This window comes from Streptomyces sp. NPDC047017 (assembly GCF_040644175.1).
Lineage (GTDB): Bacteria > Actinomycetota > Actinomycetes > Streptomycetales > Streptomycetaceae > Streptomyces.
In genome coordinates, this window is sequence record NZ_JBEYVW010000024.1 from 40448 (window position 1) to 60714 (window position 20267).

A 20267-nucleotide genomic window follows, 5' to 3' on the forward strand; every position below is an offset into this window, starting at 1 on the left:
GGCCTCATGACGCCGCCAGCCGGTCGTGCCCGGCGGACTGCGCGGGCAGCCGGCCGCCCGCCGCGGACGGACCGTCCGTCGCGGACCGGGCGTCCGCCGCGGACCGGCCGGACGGCGCCGCCGGTGGTGGTGTCCACCCGTGCTCGCCGAGGATCAGCGTGCGCACCACCCGCTCGGCCGCCCAGCCGTCGTCCCACTCGCAAAAACGCGCCCGGAAGGCGGCCCGCAGCCGCGCCGACTCCGCGTCCCGCCAGCGCCCGGACGCGAACAGCCGCGCCAGCTCCGGGTACGAGCGCGAGACATGGCCCGGCGGTCGCGCGGTCACGTCGAAGTACGCGCCCCGGCTCGCCGTGAACGCCCCCCAGTCGTCCGCGTGCACCACGATCGGCCGGTCCAGATGGGCGTAGTCGAACATCAGGGCGGAGTAGTCGGTGACGAGCACGTCCGAGGCGAGCAGCACCTCCTCGGCGTGCGGCTCGTCCGTGGCGTCCACGAGCACCCCGCGCCGGTGCAGCTCGGCCAGGCCGAGGCCGCGCGCCGGGCCCGCCGCCAGCGAGGGGTGCAGCCGCACCACCAGGGTGTGGCCCTCGCCCAGGTCCGCGGCGAGGCGGGCCGGGTCGAACCGCTCCACGTACCCCTCGCGCCGGTAGTCGCGGCGGGTCGGCGCGTACAGCACCACCGTGTGCCCGGCCGGGATGCCCAGCCGGGCCCGCAGCGCCGCACCGTCCCTTCGGGCCGCGCCGTCCGCCCCGGCCGCACCGTCCGCCCCGGCCGCACCGTCCGTCCGGGCGGAGCCGGCCGCGCCGACCAGGACGTCGTTGCGCGGACTGCCGGTGCGCGCGGAGGCGAAACCGCACGGATAGGCCCGCTCCCAGACCAGCTCGGAGTGGCGGTTGGCGACCAGGCTGTGGTCCCAGCGGTCGGCGCGCGCCAGCAGCCCGGGCACGTCCACGCCGCGCCGGGCCCCCGGCTTGCCCAGCAGATCGGCCCCCATGTACTTCAGCGGGGTGCCCAGATGGGTGTGCACGTGCACGCTGCCGGGCCGCTTGTCCGGCACCTCGGGCCAGTCCACGTTGTTGACGAAGTACCCGGCCCGGGCGGCGAGCCGGCGGTGGCGCGGGGAGCCCGCGAGGACGTACTCCACCTCGGGCGGCAGCAGCCCGGCCCGCTCCGCCTGCTCCGCGTCGGCGACCACCCACACCCCGCGCAGGTGCGGCGCGATCTCCCGCGCCTTGCGGTGGATGGCCGCCGGGTCGCCGAGCACCCCGCGGTGCCGGAACGCCGAGTACAGCACGAGGTCCTCCTCCAGCGGCCGGCGGGTGTGCAGCGCCGCCCAGCCGCCCTTCGCGCGCCGCGCCGCCACCCGGCGCACCTGCTGGAGGCGGCGGCCCAGCTCCCGCTCCGCCCGCCCGGCCTGCCGCCTGATCCGGTACGCCGTCCAGCCGCCCTCCAGCACCCGGACCGCGCCCTCCACCGGCACTCCGGGGGGCCGGTGGGCGCGGAACATCTCGGCGGTGCGGCGGAAGAACTCGGCCTTGTCGCCCGGCGGCAGCCGGTCCGGCTTGGCGAGGATGTCCAGGCAGTGCTCGCCCATCTTGCGGTGCAGGTAAGGCCGCCACCGGGCCAGCTCGGGACGGGAGTCGAGGTGCGCGAAGACCCGCGCGTACTGGTCGTGGACGTCGAAGTGCTTGCGGCTGGTGGTGGACAGGATGTTGCCCTGCCGGCGCTGGCGGTAGGACAGGCAGATCCGGTCGAGCACCGCGATCCGGCCGGCCCCCAGCATGACCGGGAACGTCCAGGGCGTGTCCTCGTAGTAGCCGGGCGGGAAGGCGAAACCGTGCTCCTCGACGAAGGCCCGCCGGTACAGCTTGTTCCACACCACCATCAGCAGGTCCAGGATCTCCGGGCGCTCGGCGGCCGTGAAGGCGGCGTCCCCGGCCTCGGCCAGCACTCGCGCCAGCGCGTTGCGCCGCGTCCCGCCCCACCAGTACGCGCGCGCGTAGTCGAAGACCAGCACGTCCGGCTCGGCGGACTCGGCCAGCCGGTCGGCCATGGCGGCCAGCGCGCCCGGGGTGAGGGTGTCGTCGCTGTCCAGGAAGAGCAGGTAGTCGCCGGTGGCGAGCGGCAGCCCGGCGTTGCGGGCGCGGCCGAGCCCGGCGTTCTCCGGCAGGTGCAGCACCCGCACCCGCGGGTCGCGCGCGGCGTACGCGTCGAGGATCGCGCCGGAGCCGTCCGGTGAGCAGTCGTCGACGGCGATCACCTCGATGTCCCGGAAGGACTGGCCGAGCACCGAGTCGAGGCACTCGCGCAGGAAGCCCTGCACCTTGAAGCAGGGGACGATGACGCTGAGGCGGGGCACGGCGGGGTCAGCTCCTTACGAGGGGGGCGGCGGCCGGGGCCGGGACACGCCGGGCGAGGGGCACCACGGGCGGCAGCGCCGCCTCCGGTTCGCCCAGGAACACCCGGCGGACGACGCGCTCGGCGGCCCGGCCGTCGTCGAACTGGCAGAACCGCTCCCGGAACGCGGCCCGCAGCGCCGCCGACCGGGCGCCCGCGCAGGACCCGTCGCGGAACACCCGCGCCAGTTCCTCGGGGGTGCGCGCCACCGGTCCCGGCGGGGTCTCCAGGAGGTCGAAGCAGACGCCCCGGGTCTCCTGGTACACCTCCCAGTCGTCGGCGTAGATCACGACCGGGCGGTCCAGGGCGGCGTAGTCGAACATGATCGAGGAGTAGTCCGTGACCAGCGCGTCGGCGGCCAGGCACACCTCCTCGGTGGAGCGGTGCCCGGTCACGTCGATGATCCGGCCGCTGCCCGCCCGGCCGCCCCGGTCGTAGAAGTAGTGCGCGCGCAGCAGCACGACCACGTCCTCGCCGGCCGCCGCGCAGAACGCCTCCAGGTCGAGGCCGGTCTCGAAGCCGCCGTGGTGGTCGCGGTGGGTGGGGGCGTACAGCACGGCCGTCGCGCCCTCGGGGACGCCCAGCTCGCGGCGGACCCGGGCCACGTCCTCGGCGCCCGCCGTCAGGAAGAGGTCGTTGCGCGGATAGCCGTACTCCAATGCCTCCCAGGCGCCGGGGAAGGCGCGCTCCCACACCTCGGTGGAGTGCCGGTTGGCGGACAGGTTGTAGTCCCAGCGGTCCACGCGGGCCAGCAGTTTCGTGAAGCTGCCGGTCTGCGCCGCGACCACCGGGTACGTCGACTGGTCGCAGCCCATCGTCTTGAGCGGGGTGCCGTGCTGGGTCTGCACGTGCACGCTGCCGGGGCGCTTGACGACGGCGTCGGCGAAGTTGGCGTTGTTCACGAGGTACTTGGCGCGGGCGAGCACCTGCCAGGCGCGGCGGCTGCCGAGCACCGCGTGCTCCACGTCCGCGGGCACGGTGTGCGCCTGGTCCGCCTCGACCAGGAACACCCCGCGCAGGTGCGGGGCGAGTTCACGGGCCCTGGCGTGCAGGGCGGCCGGGCTGCACGCGTAACCGCGGCCCCAGTACGCGCAGTAGACGACGAGGTTCTCGTCGAGCGGGCGGCGCAGGTGCCACCGGTAGGCCAGGCGCGTGCCCAGGCTCCCGGCCGCCGCGCGGCAGGCGGCGGCCGCCCGCGCGGCCCGTGCGGCGAGCCGGGCGGCGGCGTGCGCCGCGCGCAGGGCGTCGTACCCGCGGGCCGCCGGCAGCCGGTGCGGCAGGCCCGCGAGGCCGCCGGGCGGCCGGAGACCGGCCGGGCGGTGGGCGCGGTACAGCCGCCGGGCCCGGCGCCGGAAGGCCCGGCGCCGCCGCGCGGGCACCCGGCCCGCCGCCGTCACCAGGGCGTCGATCACCTGTCCGAACAGGGCCGCCGCCCGCTCGGCGGGCAGGCCCTGCTCGGCGGCCCGGACGAGCACCCGTTCCGACTGGTCGAGGAGGTCGAACGGGTGCTCGCCCGGGAGTTCGAGACGGCTGCCCCGCCGGGGCAGCAGATGGCGTACGACGACCCGGTGCAGCACCGCGATCCGCTCGGCGGCCACGGTGACCAGGCCGCCCCAGCCGAGATCCGTGTGGTCCCCGGCGGGGAAGTCCAGGTGGTGGCCGGTCACGAAGGCGCGGCGGTAGACGGCGCTCCACGCGGGCCGCGCGACACCGGTCAGGTGCGGGGCCTCGGCGGGGGCGAAGGCCCGCGCGGGCAGGGCGGCCGGCAGGGGCGCCGCCGGTGCGGCCGGCACGCCCTCCCACCACGGCACCCGCTCGTACGCGCAGTACAGCGCGTCGACGTCACCGGTCTCCGCCAGGCGGTCGGCCAGCGCGGTCAGCGCGCCCGGCGCGAGCGTGTCGTCGCCGTCCAGGAACAGCAGGTACGCGCCGGTCGCCGCGCGCATCCCGGCGTTGCGCGCCCCGGCGAGCCCGGCGGCCGGCGGCGACTGGACCGGGCGCACCCGGGCGTCCCGCTCGGCGTACTCCGCGGCCACCCCGGCGGCCGGGGCGCCGGGCCCGCCGCACACCGGGATCAGCTCGAAGTCACCGAAGGACTGGGCGAGCACCGAGTCCAGGGCCAGGGACAGCCGGCCACCCACCGGCCGCGAACCGCCGCGACCGGGGGGCGGCCCGTCCCCGTGGGACGGGACGATGATGCTGAAGCGGGGCATGGGGGTCACTGGCTCTCTGTGTCGTCTGCTGGGCCGGGGGGTCGTACTGGCCGGTCAGGCCGCCGACTCGTCCAGTCCGGCCGGCCGTTCCGGCCGCCTGGGTGGTTCCGGTCGTCCCGGCCGCTCCTCCGCACCGGCCCGGCCGGCCAGTCGGCCGCCAGGTGGGGGGCCGGGGCGGGGCCGGGCGGGTCGGGTGGGGTGCATGCGGGCTCCGGAAGGCGAACGGTGGTCAGCGGCTCTCGGTGACGGCCTGGGGGCCGGCGGGCTGGGGCACGGTGGCGAGCAGGGAGCGCGCGCGGACGGCGGCGGCCCGCGACGGCACCGGATGGCGCTCGCCGAGCGGCACGACCGGCGGCAGCCCGGCCGCCTCGTCGGTCTGCCCGAGCACCACATGGCGCACCACGCGTTCGGCGGCGCGCCCGTCGTCGTACGGGCAGAAGCGCTCGCGGAACGCGGCCCGCAGCTGGGCCGAGCGGGAGCCGCGCCAGTGGTCGCCGGTCAGGATGTCGACCAGTTCGTCCTCGGTGCGGGCGACCGCGCCCGGCGGACTGGCCCGTACGTCGAAATAGGTGCCCCGGGCCGCCTCGTACGCCTCCTGGTCGTCGGTGAGGAGCACGATCGGGCGGTCCAGTCCGGCGTAGTCGAACATGATCGACGAATAGTCGGTGAGCAGGGCGTCCGAGGCCAGGCACAGGTCCTCGACGCAAGGGTGGCCGCTGACGTCGAGGACGCGGCCGCCTCGCACGGCCGGGAGCGGACCGGTCAGCGGGCCGTCCTGGCCGTAGTGGGCGCGGGCCAGGACGACGAAGCGCGGGCCGAGGCGGCGGGCGAGGCGGTACGGGTCCACGGCGGGGCGCTGGGTGCGGCGGTGGTCGCGGTGGGTCGGCGCGTACAGCAGCGCCACCGTGTCCTCGGGGATGCCCAGCGACTCGCGCAGCGCGGCCACCTCCGCCGCGGTCGCCCGCTGGAAGACGTCGTTGCGCGGGCCGCCGTACTCCAGCGTGGTGTAGCGGCCGGGGTAGACCCGCTCCCAGGTCAGCGTGGTGTGCCGGTTGCCGGTGACGACGTAGTCCCACTTGTCGACGTTGCGCAGCAGCTGCGCGAAGTCCATGCCCCGGGCCGCGGCGGGGCGCTCCTGGAGGTCGAGGCCCATGTGCTTGAGCGGGGTGCCGTGCTGGGTCTGCACGAAGACCTGGCCGCGCCGCTTGACCAGGCGGCGGTCGAAGTTGACGTTGTTGACCAGATACCGGGAGCGGGCCAGCGCGGTCCAGTAGGCCGCCGTGTCCGGAGTGAGCCGGCGGGTCGCGGCCGGCACGGTGTGCCGGTGCTCGGGGCGGGCGATCCACGCCGTGCGCACCTGCGGCGCGAACGCGCGGAAGGCCGCCTCCAGCGCGCCCGGGTGGCAGCCGTGCCCGCGCCCCCAGTACGCGGCGAACACGGCCCGGTCGGCGCGCACCGGCAGGCACAGCTGGACGCGGTAGTGCGCCTGGAGCAGCCCGGCCCGCAGCACGCGCAGCGCCCTGGCCGCCGCCCCGGCGGCGCGGCGGCGCACGGCCATCGCCCGGACCAGGGCGCGGAAGGTGCGGTGCAGTCCGAGCCGGACCAGGGCGTGCCGCAGCCGGGGGCGCGGGGCCAGGCGGGCGCCGGGGGTGCGGTAGCGGCGGTAGTACGTGCGGGCGGTGCGCAGGAACTCGGCGCGGCAGCCGCGCGGCAGCCGGCCCGGCCGGGTGAACACCGTGGTGAAGTGGTCGACCATGCGGCGGAAGAGCACCGGCCGCCAGCGGGCCAGTCCGGGGCGCCCGTCGAGGAAGGCGAACACCCGGTCGTACTGCGCGAAGACGTCGAAGTGGCGGCGGCTGGCGGTGCCCAGGATGCTGCCGTGCCGGCGCTGCCGGTAGTGCACGCACACCCGGTCCAGGGTGGCGATCGTCTCCGCCGCCAGCAGCACCGGGTACGTCCACGGGGTGTCCTCGTAGTAGCCGGGCGGGAAGGCGAGGCCCTCGCGGTGCACGAAGTCCCGCCGGTACGCCTTGTTCCAGGCCACCATCAGCACCCTGAGCAGCTCGGGGCGGTCGGCCAGCCGGAAGGGGGCCGGTCCGTCCTCGGCGAGCGGGGCGCGCAGCGGGTCGCGGACGGCCTCGCCGGTCCAGTCGGCGCGGGCGAAGCCGTAGACCAGGACGTCCGGCCGGCCGGTGGCCTCCAGGCGCTCGGCGATCGACCACAGCGCGTCCGGGGCGAGGGTGTCGTCGCCGTCCAGGTAGATCAGGTAGTCGCCGGTGGCCAGCGCGGTGCCCGCGTTGCGGGCCGGGCCCAGGCCCTGGTTCTCGGGCAGGTGCACGGCGCGCACGCGCGGGTCGCGGGCCGCGAACTCGTCGATGATCGCGCCGCAGGCGTCCGGTGAGCGGTCGTCCACGGCGATCAGTTCGAGATCCGTGAAGGACTGCGTGAGCACCGACTCCAGGCACTCGTGCAGATACGCCTGAACCTGATGCGCGGGGACGATGACACTGAACCTGGGCAAGGCGACATCCAACGGGTCGACGGGCGTTCTGCCCGGCAACGGCCGATGGAGTGAATCGGTTACGGTTTTGTACGGCATGTGGGGGACGGCGGGTGAACGCGCGGGGGCGGGCCGGTGCCGGCCCGCCCCCCTCCCACGCTGCTCACGTACCGCTCCCGTACCGCGGTGCGCGGGCGGTTACTTGACCGCGCCCGCCATCACCCCGGACACGAACTGCCGCTGGAACGCGAAGAACACGGCCAGCGGGATCACCATCGAGATGAACGCGCCGGGCGCCAGTACGTCGACGTTGTTGCCGAACTGGCGTACCTGCGTCTGCAGGGCCACCGTGATCGGCTGGGTGCCGGACTTGGTGAACACCAGCGCGACCAGCATGTCGTTCCACACCCACAGGAACTGGAAGATGCCCAGGCTCGCGATGGCGGGCCCGCCCAGCGGCATCACCACCCGGGTGAACAGGCGCAGTTCACCGGCCCCGTCGAGGCGGGCCGCCTCCAGCAGTTCGCGGGGGATCTCCGCGAAGAAGTTCCGCAGCAGGAACACCGCGAACGGCAGGCCGAAGCCGGTGTGGAACAGGACCACCCCGAAGATCGTGCCGAACAGGCCGATCTTCCCGAAGAGTTCGGCGATCGGGATGAGCGCCACCTGCACGGGCACGACCAGCAGGCCGACCACGGCCAGGAACCACCAGTCGCGGCCCGGGAACTCCATCCACGCGAACGCGTAGCCCGCCAGCGAGCCGACCACGACCACCAGGACCGTCGCCGGGACGGTGATCAGGACGGTGTTCAGGAGGGAGTGGGTGATGTCGCCGTTCTCCAGCAGCTTCCGGTAGCTGTCGAAGGTCAGCTGCGAGGGCCGGGTGAGCACGGTCCACCAGCCGCTGGAACTCATGTCCTGCGCCGAGCGCAGCGAGGACAGCAGCAGGCCGATCGTGGGGACCAGCCAGAACAGGCCCACCAGGATCAGGAACACCCGCACCAGGCCGCCGCTCGCGAGCTCCGCGAGCCGGGAGCCGAGCGAGGGCCTGCCCCGCGCGGGCCGGGCGCCCGGGACCGCCCCAGCCCCCGCCCCCGCTCCCGCTTCCGTGACGGCATCGGTCGTCATCGCCGCACCTCCCGCTTGAGCCTTCGGGTGTTGAAGAGCATCACCGGGATCACCAGCAGCAGCAGGAACACCGAGATCGCGCTGGCCACGCCCGGGCGGCCCTCGGAGAAGCCCTTGCGGTACAGCTCCAGGGCCAGCACGTCGGCGTCGTCCTGGGAGGAGCCGGGCGCGATGATGAACACCAGGTCGAAGATCTTCAGCACGTTGATCATCAGGGTGACCGCGACCACCGCGAGCACCGGCGCCAGCAGCGGCACGGTGATCCGCCGGAACACCTGCCACTCGCCCGCGCCGTCCACCCGGGCGGCCTCCAGCAGCTCCCTGGGCACACCCGCCAGTCCGGCCGCGATCAGCACCATCGCGAACCCGGCCCACATCCACACGTACGCGCCGATGATCGCCGGGGTGACCAGCGAGGGGCCCAGCCAGTCCACGCCGTTGTAGGGCGCCTTGAAGTTGCCCGCCGGGAGCCGCAGCAGGGCGCCGTCGGCCTTCGCGGGCAGCGTGAAGGTGCCGTCGCCCGCGGCCTTCGCGCTCGCCACCACCTTGCCGTCCTTGACCGCCTCGACGCGCATCCCGGAGTAGCCCAGCTCGGACGGGTCGACGGCGCCGAGCGTCCCGACGCCCTTGCCGCGCGTGAAGTCCTGCCAGGCGGTGCCGGTGATCTTCCCCGGCTCGGCCGGCGCCCGCACGGCCCGCTTCGTGCCGTCCGGCAGCTGGTCGGGCGCGACGCCCACCAGCGGCAGCGCCACCGACTGCCCGGTGTGCACCGGACGCGTGGTGAGGAAGCCGCCGTGGTCGGGCCGGAGCGGCGAGTCGCGGCCCGGGTGCGCCTTCGGGAACGCCGAGGACTGCGCGAACGTGTCGTGCACGCCCACCCACACCGCGTTGGCGACGCCCCGGTCCGGGTCCTGGTCGTACACCAGCCGGAAGATGATCCCGGCCGCCAGCATGGAGATCGCCATCGGCATGAAGACGACCAGCTTGAACGCCGTGCCCCAGCGCACCCGTTCGGTCAGCACCGCGAAGATCAGGCCGAGCGCGGTGGCCACCGCCGGGGCGAACACCACCCAGATGATGTTGTTCTTCAGCGCGGTGCGGATGCCGTCGTCGGTGAACAGCGCCTTGTAGTTGTCGAATCCGGCGAAGTGGTCGCCGGAGGAGTCGTAGAAGCTGCGGACCAGCGAGTACCCGATCGGGTAGACCACGAGCGCGCCGAGCAGCACCAGGGCGGGCAGCAGGAACAGGGCCGCCACGGCCTTGCGGGTGCCGGTCACGCTCTTGCGCGCGGGGGGAACGGGGGGCGTGGCCGGCTTCCCGGCCACCCCCTCCGCGGCTGCCGACGTCATCGCCGGATCAGCTCCCGTTCCCGTACGCCGCCGCCGCGTCCTTCTCCAGTTTCGCCTGGGTGCCCGCGACATCCGAGGGGTTTTGCAGGAAGTCCTGGAGGTCCTTCCACTCGCCCTTGCCGGGCGTGCCGCCGAACGCCTGCGGGGCCTGGTCGGACATGTCGAAGCGGAAGTCGTCGCCGGAGGCGACCAGCGCCTTGGCGATGGTGCGCTGCACCTCGTTCGGGTACGCCGACTCCGGCACGTTCTTGTTCGGCGACAGATAGCCGCCGAGCTTCGCCTGGATGGTCGCCGCGTCCGACGAGGCCAGGAAGGTGACCAGGGCCTGCGCCGCCTTGGAGTCCTTGAAGATCACCGCCGCGTCGCCGCCGGAGACCACGGGCGCGGACGCGCCCACCGCCGGGAACGGGAACACCTTGGCGTCCGTGCCCACCTTCGCCTTGGTCTCCGCGATGTTGACCTGCGCGAAGTCGCCCTCGTAGACCATGCCGGCCTTCGGCTGGTCGCCGCCGGTGAAGGTCTGGGTGACCGAGGCAGGGAACTCCGTCTGCAGCGCGCCGTCCGGGCCGCCCGCGAGGTATTCCTTCTTGGACCAGATCTGCGCGAGGGTGGTGAGGGCCTGCTTGACGGACGGGTCCGTCCACTTGATCTTGTGCTGGGCGAGCTGGTCGTACTTGTCCGGGCCCGCCTGGGAGAGATAGACGTTCTCGAACCAGTCGGTGAGCGTCCAGCCGTCGGCGCCGCCCACCGAGAACGGGGTGACCCCCGAGTCGTACACCGTCCGCGCGGTGGCCAGCAGGTCCTTCCACGTCTTGGGCACGCTCGCCCCCGCGTTCTCCAGGACCTTCGCGTTGTACCAGATCAGCGACTTGTTGGCGGCCTTGTAGTAGGCGCCGTACTGCTTGCCGTCGACCGTGCCGATGTCCTGCCAGCCCCGCGAGTAGTTCTTGGCGAGCTGCGCCCGCGCCTCCGGGCCGAGCGGCTTGGCCCACTTCTTGTCCACGGCCTGCTTGATGGCGCCGGGCTGCGGCAGCAGCGCCACGTCCGGCGGCTGGCCGCCCGCGATCTTCGAACCGAGGAAGTTGATGATCGGGTCCTGCGCGGGGACGAAGGTGACCTTGGCGCCGGTGCGCCTGGTGAACTCCGCGAGGACCTTCTTGAAGTTGGCCTGCTCGGCGCCGGTCCAGACGGCGGCTACCTCCAGCGTCGTGCCGTCCAGCTTCGGCAGGGAGACCGTGGTGCCGGTCTGCGCGCCCCCGCCGGTGCCGCTGTCGCTGCCGCTCGGGCCGCCGTCGCTCTTCTTGTTGTCGTCGCCGGAACCGCCGCACGCGGCCAGGGAGAGGGCCAGCGCCCCTGCGGCGACGGCCGCCGCGGCGGCCCGCGCGGCCCTGCCGGTCCTGTGTGTCCGGATGGTGCTGCTCGTGCTCGTGCTGTGCATCGATGCCCCGTTCTTCGTCCTCGTCGAACGTCCGAGCGCTGTCGCGTGCGCTCTGGTCTACGCCGGGCACCCGACGACGGCAAGAGCGCCCACCGCCCCAACGCCCTGATCGTGACCACGTCGTGACTGGCCGTCAGTGCTGCTCGGGGGCGCGGGGGAGAGGAGTAGGGGGCGCTTGGGGGATGGGCGGGCGCGGGGTAGGGGGTGCTCGGGGGGTGGGCGGGTGAGGGGTAGGGGTTCTCGGGGGTGTTCGGGGGTGGGAGCCGGTACGGCGCGCCCCGCCCCGCCCCGTCACAGCAGGGACGGGACCTGCGCGGCCGATACTTCGCGGGCCGCCCGTTCCAGGGCGCTGGCCAGGAGGGCCAGGTCGGTCGGGCCGTTGCCGAGTTCGCGCACCGAACGGCGGGCGGGCGGGTCGCCCATGCGGTGCCATTCCAGGGGGACGACCGTGGGGCGCTGGGTCGCCGTCCTCGGGATGCGGCCCGTGACGCGCCCGCCCTGGAACGGGGTCCCCCGGCCGTCGGCCGTGGTCAGCCGCCCGCGCCCGGGCGCCGGGGCGCCGCCCGGCTCCCCGCCCGCGCCCCCGCCGGGCGCCGGGTAGGCACCTCCGCCGCCCGGCGCCTCCAGCGCGACCCGCAGCGTGGCCCGGCGCGCCGGTTCCCACTCCGCCGTACGGCCCCCGGGCGCGGTGGCCGCCACCAGGTGGACGCCGAGCCGCTCGCCCTCGCGGGCCACCGCCTCCAGCGCGCGTATCACCGACCCGGCCGCGGGCCGCCCCGGCGAACCGAGCGGCGGCGACAGCAGGGCGTCCAGATCGTCGACGACCACGACGAGCCGGGGCAGCGGCGGCACGGCCTCCTCCCGTGCCCGGGCCGCCGCGGGCCGCAGCCGCAGGGTCCGGCTGGGCGGCGCGTCCAGGTCGGCCGCGCCCGGGCCGCCCGGCCCGGACGGCCCCGGCACGGTCGCGGGCGGGGTCCGGCCCGGCGCGGTGCGCTGGGCGACGATCCGGCCGGACACCTCGCGCCCGGCGTGCCACCCGGTGAAGTCGGCCAGTCCGAGCAGCTCGGCCCGCCGCTTCAGCTCGGCGCTCAGCGACTGCGCGAACTCCCGCATGCGCACCGGGTCGTTGGCGGTCAGATGCGTGGTCACATGCGGTACGTCCGTACAGACGCGCAGGCCCTCGCCGGACCCGCCGCCCGAGGCCGCGCCGTCCCGGCCGTCCACCAGCACGATGCCGAGGCGGTCGGGGCGCTCGGCGGCGGCGAGCGAGGCGACCACGGCCCGCAGCAGCTCCGTACGGCCGCTGCCGGGCGGTCCCTCGACCAGCAGGTGCGGGCCCTCGGCGGCGAGGTCGGCGCAGACCGGACCGCGCGGACCGGCCCCGAGTATCGCCCAGGCCCGGCCGCCGAGCGCCTTGGCGTCGTCGGCCGCGTCCGCCCAGCGCGTCCGCAGCGACGCGGGGGTGGCCCGGGCCAGTCCCAGTTCGTCCAGCAGCCGCGCCGACAGCGGCAGCGGGGCCGAGACCCGCGCGGGCCGGTTCCCGCCCGCCGTCCCCTCCGCCGTCCGCAACGGCGCGAGCGCCCGCGCGAACCGCTCGGCCCACGCCAGGGACACCGCGTCGACGACGGCGACGGTCCCGGGGGCCACCGGGTGGCGCGCCTGGCCGCCGGAGCGCGCGACCCGCATCAGCCGCAGCGCCGTCGCCACGTCACCGCTGAGCAGCGCGACGGCCCCGCACTCCCGGAACACCGGCGACACCGCGCACGCCGCCTCGTACGTCTCGGTCACCGGGGAGGCGGGCGAGGCGGGCACCGCCTCCGCGAGGCACACCACGTGGATGCCGGCCCGGGGCCCCTCCTGCGCCAGCCGGGCCACCGCGTCGCGTACGTCGGCACCACCGGGGTCGCCGTCCACGACGACCACGGTGCACGGCCCGGCGAAGCCGCCCGCGCGGCCGTCCCCGCCGTGCCTCCCGTCCTCGCCGTACCTGCCGTACTCGCTGTCCCTGCCGTACTCGCTGTCCCTGCCGTACTCGCTGTCCCTGCCGTACTCGCTGTCCCTGCCGTACTCGCCGTCCCTGCCGTACTCGCCGTCCGCGCCGTCCGTGTGGTCGTGCCGGGCCCAGGAGGGCCGCCGGCCGTCACCGGGCGCGGACTCCGGCCCGTCCGGTTCGCCAGATCCGGCTGGTCCGGCTGGTCCGTTCGGCCCGACTGGTTCGTTCGGTCCGGCCGGCCCGGCTGGTCCGTTCGGCGCGCCCGGCGCGCGTGTACCGCGGTCGGCCGGAAGCCCGGCGGCGGCCCGGGTGTCGGCCGCGTGGTCGTCCAGGCGGCGCAGGAGTTCGCCGGTGCGGGCCGCGGCCTGCTCGCGGTCGTAGGCGAGCAGCAGCCGGCAGTCCTGGCCGCGGCCCGGGCGCACATGGGGGAGCCAGCCGAGCCAGGACCACTCCGCGGTGCGCTCCGCCAGCGGGCGGGCGCGGTCCGTGCTCAGCAGCACGATCTCCAGGCCGTCGGGACAGTGCAGCGCGGCGAGCTGGGCCAGCACCGCGCGGGCCAGCCCGGACAGCCGGGCGCGCGGTCCGGCCAGGCCCAGCGCCCCCACCTCGCGCAGGCCGGCGGTCACCGGGACCGCGGGCAGCAGCCGCCCGGAGCCGTCGGGGGCCGGCCGGTCGGCCGTGCCGAGGCGCACGGTCAGCGCCTCCGGGTGGCCCGGTCCGCGCTCCCACAGCCGCGGCCCCGGGCCCAGCGCGGTCAGCAGCAGCGCCGCCGGGTCCGGCCAGGTCTCCGGCAGGTGCGGCGCCGCGTACGCCTCGGGCGCGTCCTGGTCCGGTACGCCGGGCACCACGTCGTCGTACGCCTCGCTCCGGGGCGCCGCCGCCTCGCCGCGCCCGCCCGCCAGCCGCCGCGCCCACGCGCCGAGCCCGCCGCGCCTGCGCAGCCCCTGCGGCACGTCGGTGCCCCGCAGGGGCGTGCCCTTGCGCCCGCTCGCGCCGCTCGCGTCGTCCGGCCGCTCGCCCTCGAAGGCCCCGGCGGTCCCGGCCGCCCCGAACCGTCCCGCGTGGGTGTCCCCGTCATGGCCCCCGATGCCATGGCTCTCGATGCCATGGCTCTCGATCCGCGGCGCGCCGCCCTGCTCGGGCACGGCGCCCCAGCCGGCCGGCCCGTCGTGCTCCCGCCCCCGCTGCGGACGCGCAAACGGGTGCGGCACGCCCGGGGCGGGTCCGGCCGGGCCGGTGCTCAGGCCCGGGGCCGTACCGTGCCCGAAGGCGGTGTCCGCGGCCGCGCCGGCGTCCCGCACGCGCGCGTGGACCGCACCGGCGTCCCCCGCGCGCGTGGGGTCCGTGCCGGCGTCCCCCGCGCGCGTGGGGTCCGCGCCGGACGCCCCCGGGCCGGACGGTCCCGCCCCGTACGATCCCGTGCCGGACGACCCCGGACCGCCGCCGTCCTCCGCCTCCGGCACACGCACATGGCCCTCGCCGTCCGGTGCCGTCTCCACCCGGGCCGCCGGTCCCGCGGCCGGGGTCAGGCGCAGGGCCGACTCGCCGAGGCGCAGCAGCGCGCCCGGGGCGAAGCGGACCGGGCGGGAGCCCAGGTGCCGCCCGTCCAGGACGGTGCCGTTGGTGGAGCCGAGGTCGGCGACCGAGACCCGGCCGTCGGCGCCGACCGTCACCGCGCAGTGCAGGCGGGAGACGTCCGGGTCGTCGAGCGGTACGTCGGCGTCGGCGGAGCGGCCCACTGTGATCTGCCCGCCGTGCAGCAGGTGGACGCCGCCCGCGTCCGGGCCCGCGACCACGTGCAGCTGGGTGGGGGCCTCGTCCAGCTCGGGGTGGGCCTCGGGCTCGGCGGGGGCGCCCAGGGAGAGCACCGCGCCGTCCAGCAGCGGGGGCTCGCCCAGCGTGCAGCGCTGGGCGTCGAGCCGCTCCGCGCCGGCGTACAGCACCACCGGGCCCGCTCCGGGCTCCCGGCCGCGCTCGGCGGCGCCGCGCTCCCGGCCGCCCCGCTCGGCCGCCGTACCGGTCTCGCCCGCGACCGCGGCGGCCAGCGCCGAGGCCACCGCGGCCAGGGCCGTGCCCGCGGGCGCCGTGACCAGCACGTCACGGCGCGCGGCCCGGTCCGGCGCCGCCGGACGCGCCCCCGCTTCGGGCGGAGCCGAGGGCTGTGGAGCCGGGGGCTGTGGAGCCGAGGGCTTGGGGGAGGGCGGTCCCAGCGGGTCTACGACGGTCAGCCGGATCTGCATCGCGTCAGCGGTCCCTTCTGCGCGGGCGCGGACTCCCCCCACCCCACACGACACGTCGGCCAGTCTCTGGAGGGCATCCTCGCACCTGCCACGGACAACGCGCCCGCCGTCCCCCGACAAGTGATCTTGAATGGTCGGCTCTGCCCCCAAAAGTGCCTGGCCGGTGTGGTACCGGTGACCGCTTGAGATCGGTCACGTCCGCTTTCGGCAACCTGCGGGACCGGCTCGACGTCTTTCCTGCGAACGTGCCGAGCGGAACACGAGCGGCCCGGCGTACGCGGGCGCACAGCGCTTCGACAGCCCGGCACGATGCACACCAGAGGCCCTAGAGTGGGTCGGAATGCAGGCAAGCGACAGGGAGCGCATGACGTGCGGCCGGTAGGCAGCAAGTACCTCCTGGAGGAACCGCTCGGACGCGGCGCCACCGGGACCGTCTGGCGGGCCCGCATGGGGGTCCCCCCTGCTCCGGAGCTTGTCGGAGGAGCTAGGGGGAGGGAGACCGCGGGCGCCGAGGCGGCCGTGGCCGGCCAGCCCGGGGAGACCGTCGCGATCAAGGTCCTCAAGGAGGAGCTGGCGAGCGACGCGGACGTCGTGATGCGGTTCCTGCGCGAGCGCTCCGTGCTGCTCCGGCTCACCCACCCGAACATCGTCCGGGTCCGCGACCTCGTGGTCGAAGGTGATCTGCTCGCCCTGGTCATGGACCTCGTCGACGGCCCCGACCTGCACCGCTACCTGCGCGAGAACGGCCCGCTCACCCCCGTGGCCGCCGCGCTGCTCACCGCCCAGATCGCCGACGCGCTCGCCGCCAGCCACCACGACGGGGTGGTCCACCGGGATCTGAAACCGGCCAATGTGCTGCTCAAGCAGGACGACGGCCGGATGCACCCGATGCTGACCGACTTCGGCATCGCCCGGCTGGCCGACTCACCCGGCCTGACCCGCACGCACGAGTTCGTCGGCACGCCCGCGTACGTGGCGCCCGAGTCCGCCGAGGGCCGCCCGCAGACCTCCGCCGTGGACATCTACGGCGCCGGCATCCTGCTGTACGAGCTGGTCACCGGACGGCCGCCGTTCTCCGGCGGCTCCGCCCTGGAAGTCCTGCACCAGCACCTGAGCGCCGAGCCGCGCCGCCCGTCCACCGTGCCCGACCCGCTGTGGACGGTCATCGAGCGCTGCCTGCGCAAGAACCCCGGCGAACGGCCCGGCGCCGAGCACCTCGCCCGCGCCCTGCGCGTGGTCGCCGAGGGCGTCGGCGTGCACGCGAACCCGGCGCAGATCGCCGCCGCGGAGGGCGTCGGCGCGCTGCTGGCCCCCGACCCGGCGCCCGCGCCCGTGCCCGCCCCGGACGGCGTGCCCGGCGCCGCCGACCCCACCCAGGTGCTGCCGCAGGGCGCGGCGTCGTACGACCCGAACGGCGCGACCAGCGTCCTGCCGCACACCGGCGCGCCGGGCGCCGGCCCCGGCGCGGCCGACCCCACGCGCGTGCTGCCGCAGGGCGCGGGCTACGGCCCGGACGGCGCCGGCGGCCCGGACCAGGCGGGCCAGGGCCGGCAGCCCGAGCAGCCGCACCCCTGGCAGTCGCAGCTGCGCGCGGCCCGCGACCGCAACGAGCAGACCCAGGTCCAGTACCTGGACCCGAACGAGGACCCGCTGCGCCGCCGCCCCCAGCGGCAGGTCGCCCGCCCGCAGCAGCAGCCGCCGCGCCGGCAGCCTCCGCAACCGCAGCCCGGCTACGGCTACCCGCAGCAGCAGCCGCAGTACGGCCAGCCGCAGCCGCAGTACGGCCGTCAGCAGCCGCCGCAGTACGTCCCCGAGCCGCAGCGCCGGCAGAACCCGCAGCCCCAGGGGTACGCGCCGCCGCCCGCCGCCGAGCCCCAGCGCCCGGCGCGCGAGCCGCGCGCGCCCCGGCAGCGGGGCGCGAACCCGATGAAGATCCCCGGCCTGGGCTGCCTCAAGGGATGCCTGTTCACGATCGTCATCCTGTTCGTCGCGGGCTGGCTGATCTGGGAGCTGAGCCCGCTCCAGGGCTGGATCGGCACCGGCAAGGGCTACTGGGACCAGCTGTCCGACTGGTTCGACACGGCCGTCGGCTGGGTCAAGGACCTCGGCGGCCGCTGACGCCGGACACGCGGCCCGCGCGGGGGAGCCGCACCCCCGCCCCCGCGCGCGGTGCCAAGTCTGGAGATTTGTCGACACCTGGCGGGTGATTTCGGCCTCGGCGGTGAAGGCCGCCTCCCCGGGCGCGTAGTTTTAGCCGGAACACGCGTCTGTAGGAGCAGTCTTGGCACGGAAGATCGGCAGCCGGTACACCGCGCACCAGATCCTGGGGCGGGGCAGTGCCGGGACGGTGTGGCTCGGTGAGGGCCCGGACGGGCCCGTCGCCATCAAGCTGCTGCGCGAGGACCTCGCGTCCGACCAGGAACTCGTGGGCCGTTTCGTGCAGGAGCGCACGGCGCTGCTCGGCCTGGAGCACCCGCACGTGGTCTCCGTGCGGGATCTGGTGGTCGACGGCAACGACCTCGCGCTGGTCATGGACCTGGTCCGCGGCACCGACCTGCGCACCCGCCTGGAGCGGGAGCGGCGGCTGTCGCCCGAGGCGGCGGTGGCCGTGGTCGCCGACGTGGCCGACGGGCTCGCCGCCGCCCACGCGGCCGGCGTGGTGCACCGGGACGTCAAGCCGGAGAACGTGCTCCTGGACATGCAGGGCCCGCTCGGCCCGGGCGGCGCCCACCCGGCGCTGCTGACCGACTTCGGCGTGGCCAAGCTCATCGACTCGCCCAAGCGGACCCGCGCCACGAAGATCATCGGCACCCCGGACTACCTCGCCCCGGAGATCGTGGAGGGCCTGCCCCCGCGCGCGGCGGTGGACATCTACGCCCTGGCCACGGTCCTGTACGAGCTGCTGGCGGGCTTCACCCCCTTCGGCGGCGGCCACCCGGGCGCGGTGCTGCGCCGGCACGTCACGGAGACCGTGGTCCCGCTGCCCGGCATCCCGGACGAGCTGTGGCAGCTCCTCGTGCAGTGCCTGGCCAAGGGACCGGCGTCCCGGCTGCGGGCGTCCGAGCTGGCGGCGCGGCTGCGCGAGCTGCTGCCGCTGCTCGCGGGCATGCCCCCGCTGGATGTGGACGAACCGGACACGGACCCCGACCCGGAGGACCGGGCGGAGGCGCACGAGGAGCCGGTGGCACCCGCCGGGGAGCGGGCGCGCCGCCGCGGCGCGGTCCCGCTGGTGCGCGGCGCGCAGCCGGACTCCAACCGGGACACGCACACCTCGATGCGGGTGCCCGCCCCCGACGAGCTGGCCGGCGGCGCCCGCGGCACGGCCCGCGCCCCGCGCACGCCCGGCGCCCCCCGCCCCGGCTCCGCCCGCCACCGCACCGCCGCCCGCCGCCGCCGGATCACGCTGGGCGTGGCCGGCCTGGTCCTGGTGGGCGCCGTGGGCGCGGGCGCCTGGTGGGCGGCCTCCGGCGACGACGGGAAGGCGCCCGGCCAGGACACGACGCACTCGGCTCCGGCGTCCCCCTGACCCCGCCCGCAGCTGTGGACCCGGCCGTCCGGCGTTCCCCGCTTGGCGGAGCCGTTACGCTGGAGGCGTGGCAGTCGTCGATGTATCCGAAGAGCTGAAGTCCCTCTCCTCGACCATGGAGTCGATCGAGGCCGTTTTGGACCTCGACAAGTTGAGGGCAGACATCGCCGTGCTCGAGGAGCAGGCGGCCGCGCCGTCCCTGTGGGACAACCCGGAAGAGGCGCAGAAGGTCACCAGCAAGCTCTCCCACCTCCAGGCCGAGGTCCGCAAGGCGGAGGTGCTGCGCGGACGGATCGACGATCTCGCCGTGCTCTTCGAGATGGCCGAGGAGGAGGACGACCCGGACACCCGCGCCGAGGCCGACTCCGAGCTGGCCGCGGTGAAGAAGGCGCTGGACGAGATGGAGGTCCGCACCCTCCTGTCCGGCGAGTACGACGCGCGCGAGGCCCTGGTCAACATCCGCGCCGAGGCCGGTGGCGTGGACGCCGCCGACTTCGCCGAGAAGCTCCAGCGCATGTACCTGCGGTGGGCCGAGCAGCGCGGCTACAAGACCGAGGTCTACGAGACGTCGTACGCGGAGGAGGCCGGCATCAAGTCGACCACCTTCGCCGTGCAGACGCCCTACGCCTACGGCACCCTCTCCGTCGAGCAGGGCACCCACCGCCTGGTGCGCATCTCCCCCTACGACAACCAGGGCCGGCGCCAGACCTCCTTCGCGGGCGTCGAGATCCTGCCCGTGGTCGAGCAGACCGACCACGTGGAGATCGACGAGTCCGAGCTGCGGGTGGACGTCTACCGCTCCTCCGGCCCCGGCGGCCAGGGCGTGAACACCACCGACTCCGCGGTGCGCCTCACCCACCTGCCCACCGGCATCGTCGTCTCCTGCCAGAACGAGCGCTCGCAGATCCAGAACAAGGCGACCGCGATGAACGTCCTCCAGGCCAAGCTGCTTGAGCGGCGCCGCCAGGAGGAGCAGGCCAAGATGGACGCCCTCAAGGGCGACGGCGGCAACTCCTGGGGCAACCAGATGCGTTCGTACGTCCTGCACCCGTACCAGATGGTCAAGGACCTGCGCACCGAATTCGAGGTGGGCAACCCGGAGGCCGTGTTCAACGGTGAGATCGACGGGTTCCTGGAAGCCGGAATTCGCTGGCGCAAGCAGCAGGAACAGCAGAGCGAGTAAAGAAACGACGCTTTGTCGACAAGGCAACTGCCGCCCTCGGGGTGGCAGTTGCCTTTTCCGTTCCCGGATGTCTGGGTTTTGCGTCACACTCACATCGCACTTCCCACGGCAAAGAGCGCGTACCGGGACATCACGGCCGCAACGGCCTTGACGTTGCTTTGAAATATGGGAAGGGTGAAGCGCGGCATGCGTATCCAGCGGGGCGCATGTGAACCGGGGGGCTCCACGCAGGCAGCTACTCCCGTCGATCACTGCCCCCGAACGCGGCCTCATTGACGATCAGCTACTGGGGGTAGCAAG

General features: G+C 75.3%; 10 protein-coding genes. 3 read left to right on the top strand and 7 right to left on the bottom strand.

Features of this window, described 5'->3' with window-relative positions:
- Positions 1–4: 4 nt before the first annotated feature.
- From ABZ858_RS31880 to ABZ858_RS31910, 7 genes are all read right to left on the bottom strand, one after another.
- Positions 5–2359: a CDP-glycerol glycerophosphotransferase family protein gene (locus ABZ858_RS31880; RefSeq protein ID WP_361386508.1), complete on the bottom strand. Its 2355-nt coding sequence runs from the start codon at positions 2357–2359 to the stop codon at positions 5–7.
- A 7-nt stretch (positions 2360–2366) separates the two neighbouring features.
- The gene (locus ABZ858_RS31885; protein ID WP_361386511.1) at positions 2367–4610 is read right to left on the bottom strand and encodes a bifunctional glycosyltransferase family 2 protein/CDP-glycerol:glycerophosphate glycerophosphotransferase; all 2244 of its coding nucleotides are present in this window, start codon (positions 4608–4610) and stop codon (positions 2367–2369) included.
- A 229-nt stretch (positions 4611–4839) separates the two neighbouring features.
- Positions 4840–7131: a CDP-glycerol glycerophosphotransferase family protein gene (locus tag ABZ858_RS31890; protein ID WP_361386514.1), complete on the bottom strand. Its 2292-nt coding sequence runs from the start codon at positions 7129–7131 to the stop codon at positions 4840–4842.
- Between the two features lie 177 nt (positions 7132–7308).
- Positions 7309–8238 carry a carbohydrate ABC transporter permease gene (locus ABZ858_RS31895; protein WP_361386517.1) on the bottom strand — a complete coding sequence of 310 codons (930 nt, stop codon included), beginning with the start codon at positions 8236–8238 and terminating at the stop codon, positions 7309–7311.
- Positions 8235–9515 carry a sugar ABC transporter permease gene (locus tag ABZ858_RS31900; RefSeq protein WP_361386793.1) on the bottom strand — a complete coding sequence of 427 codons (1281 nt, stop codon included), beginning with the start codon at positions 9513–9515 and terminating at the stop codon, positions 8235–8237. The genes ABZ858_RS31895 and ABZ858_RS31900 overlap by 4 nt, the downstream gene beginning before the upstream one ends.
- 79 nt (positions 9516–9594) lie before the next feature.
- Complete coding sequence (locus ABZ858_RS31905; RefSeq protein WP_361386520.1) at positions 9595–11025, bottom strand: extracellular solute-binding protein; 1431 nt, start codon at positions 11023–11025, stop codon at positions 9595–9597.
- 291 nt (positions 11026–11316) lie between these two features.
- Positions 11317–15258 (bottom strand): FHA domain-containing protein, encoded by a 3942-nt coding sequence (locus ABZ858_RS31910; protein WP_361386523.1) that lies wholly within the window; start codon positions 15256–15258, stop codon positions 11317–11319.
- A 369-nt stretch (positions 15259–15627) separates the two neighbouring features.
- Between ABZ858_RS31910 and ABZ858_RS31915 the strand changes: the two genes are divergently transcribed.
- The 3 genes from ABZ858_RS31915 (at position 15628) to prfB (ending at position 19967) form a co-directional block, all read left to right on the top strand.
- Positions 15628–17376, top strand: coding sequence for a protein kinase (locus ABZ858_RS31915; protein ID WP_361386526.1), 1749 nt, complete (start codon positions 15628–15630; stop codon positions 17374–17376).
- Between the two features lie 163 nt (positions 17377–17539).
- Positions 17540–18784, top strand: a complete 1245-nt coding sequence (locus ABZ858_RS31920; protein ID WP_361386529.1) for a serine/threonine-protein kinase — start codon at positions 17540–17542, stop codon at positions 18782–18784.
- 67 nt (positions 18785–18851) lie between these two features.
- Positions 18852–19967 (top strand): peptide chain release factor 2, encoded by a 1116-nt coding sequence (gene prfB, locus ABZ858_RS31925; protein ID WP_361386532.1) that lies wholly within the window; start codon positions 18852–18854, stop codon positions 19965–19967.
- The last annotated feature ends 300 nt before the right edge of the window (positions 19968–20267 follow it).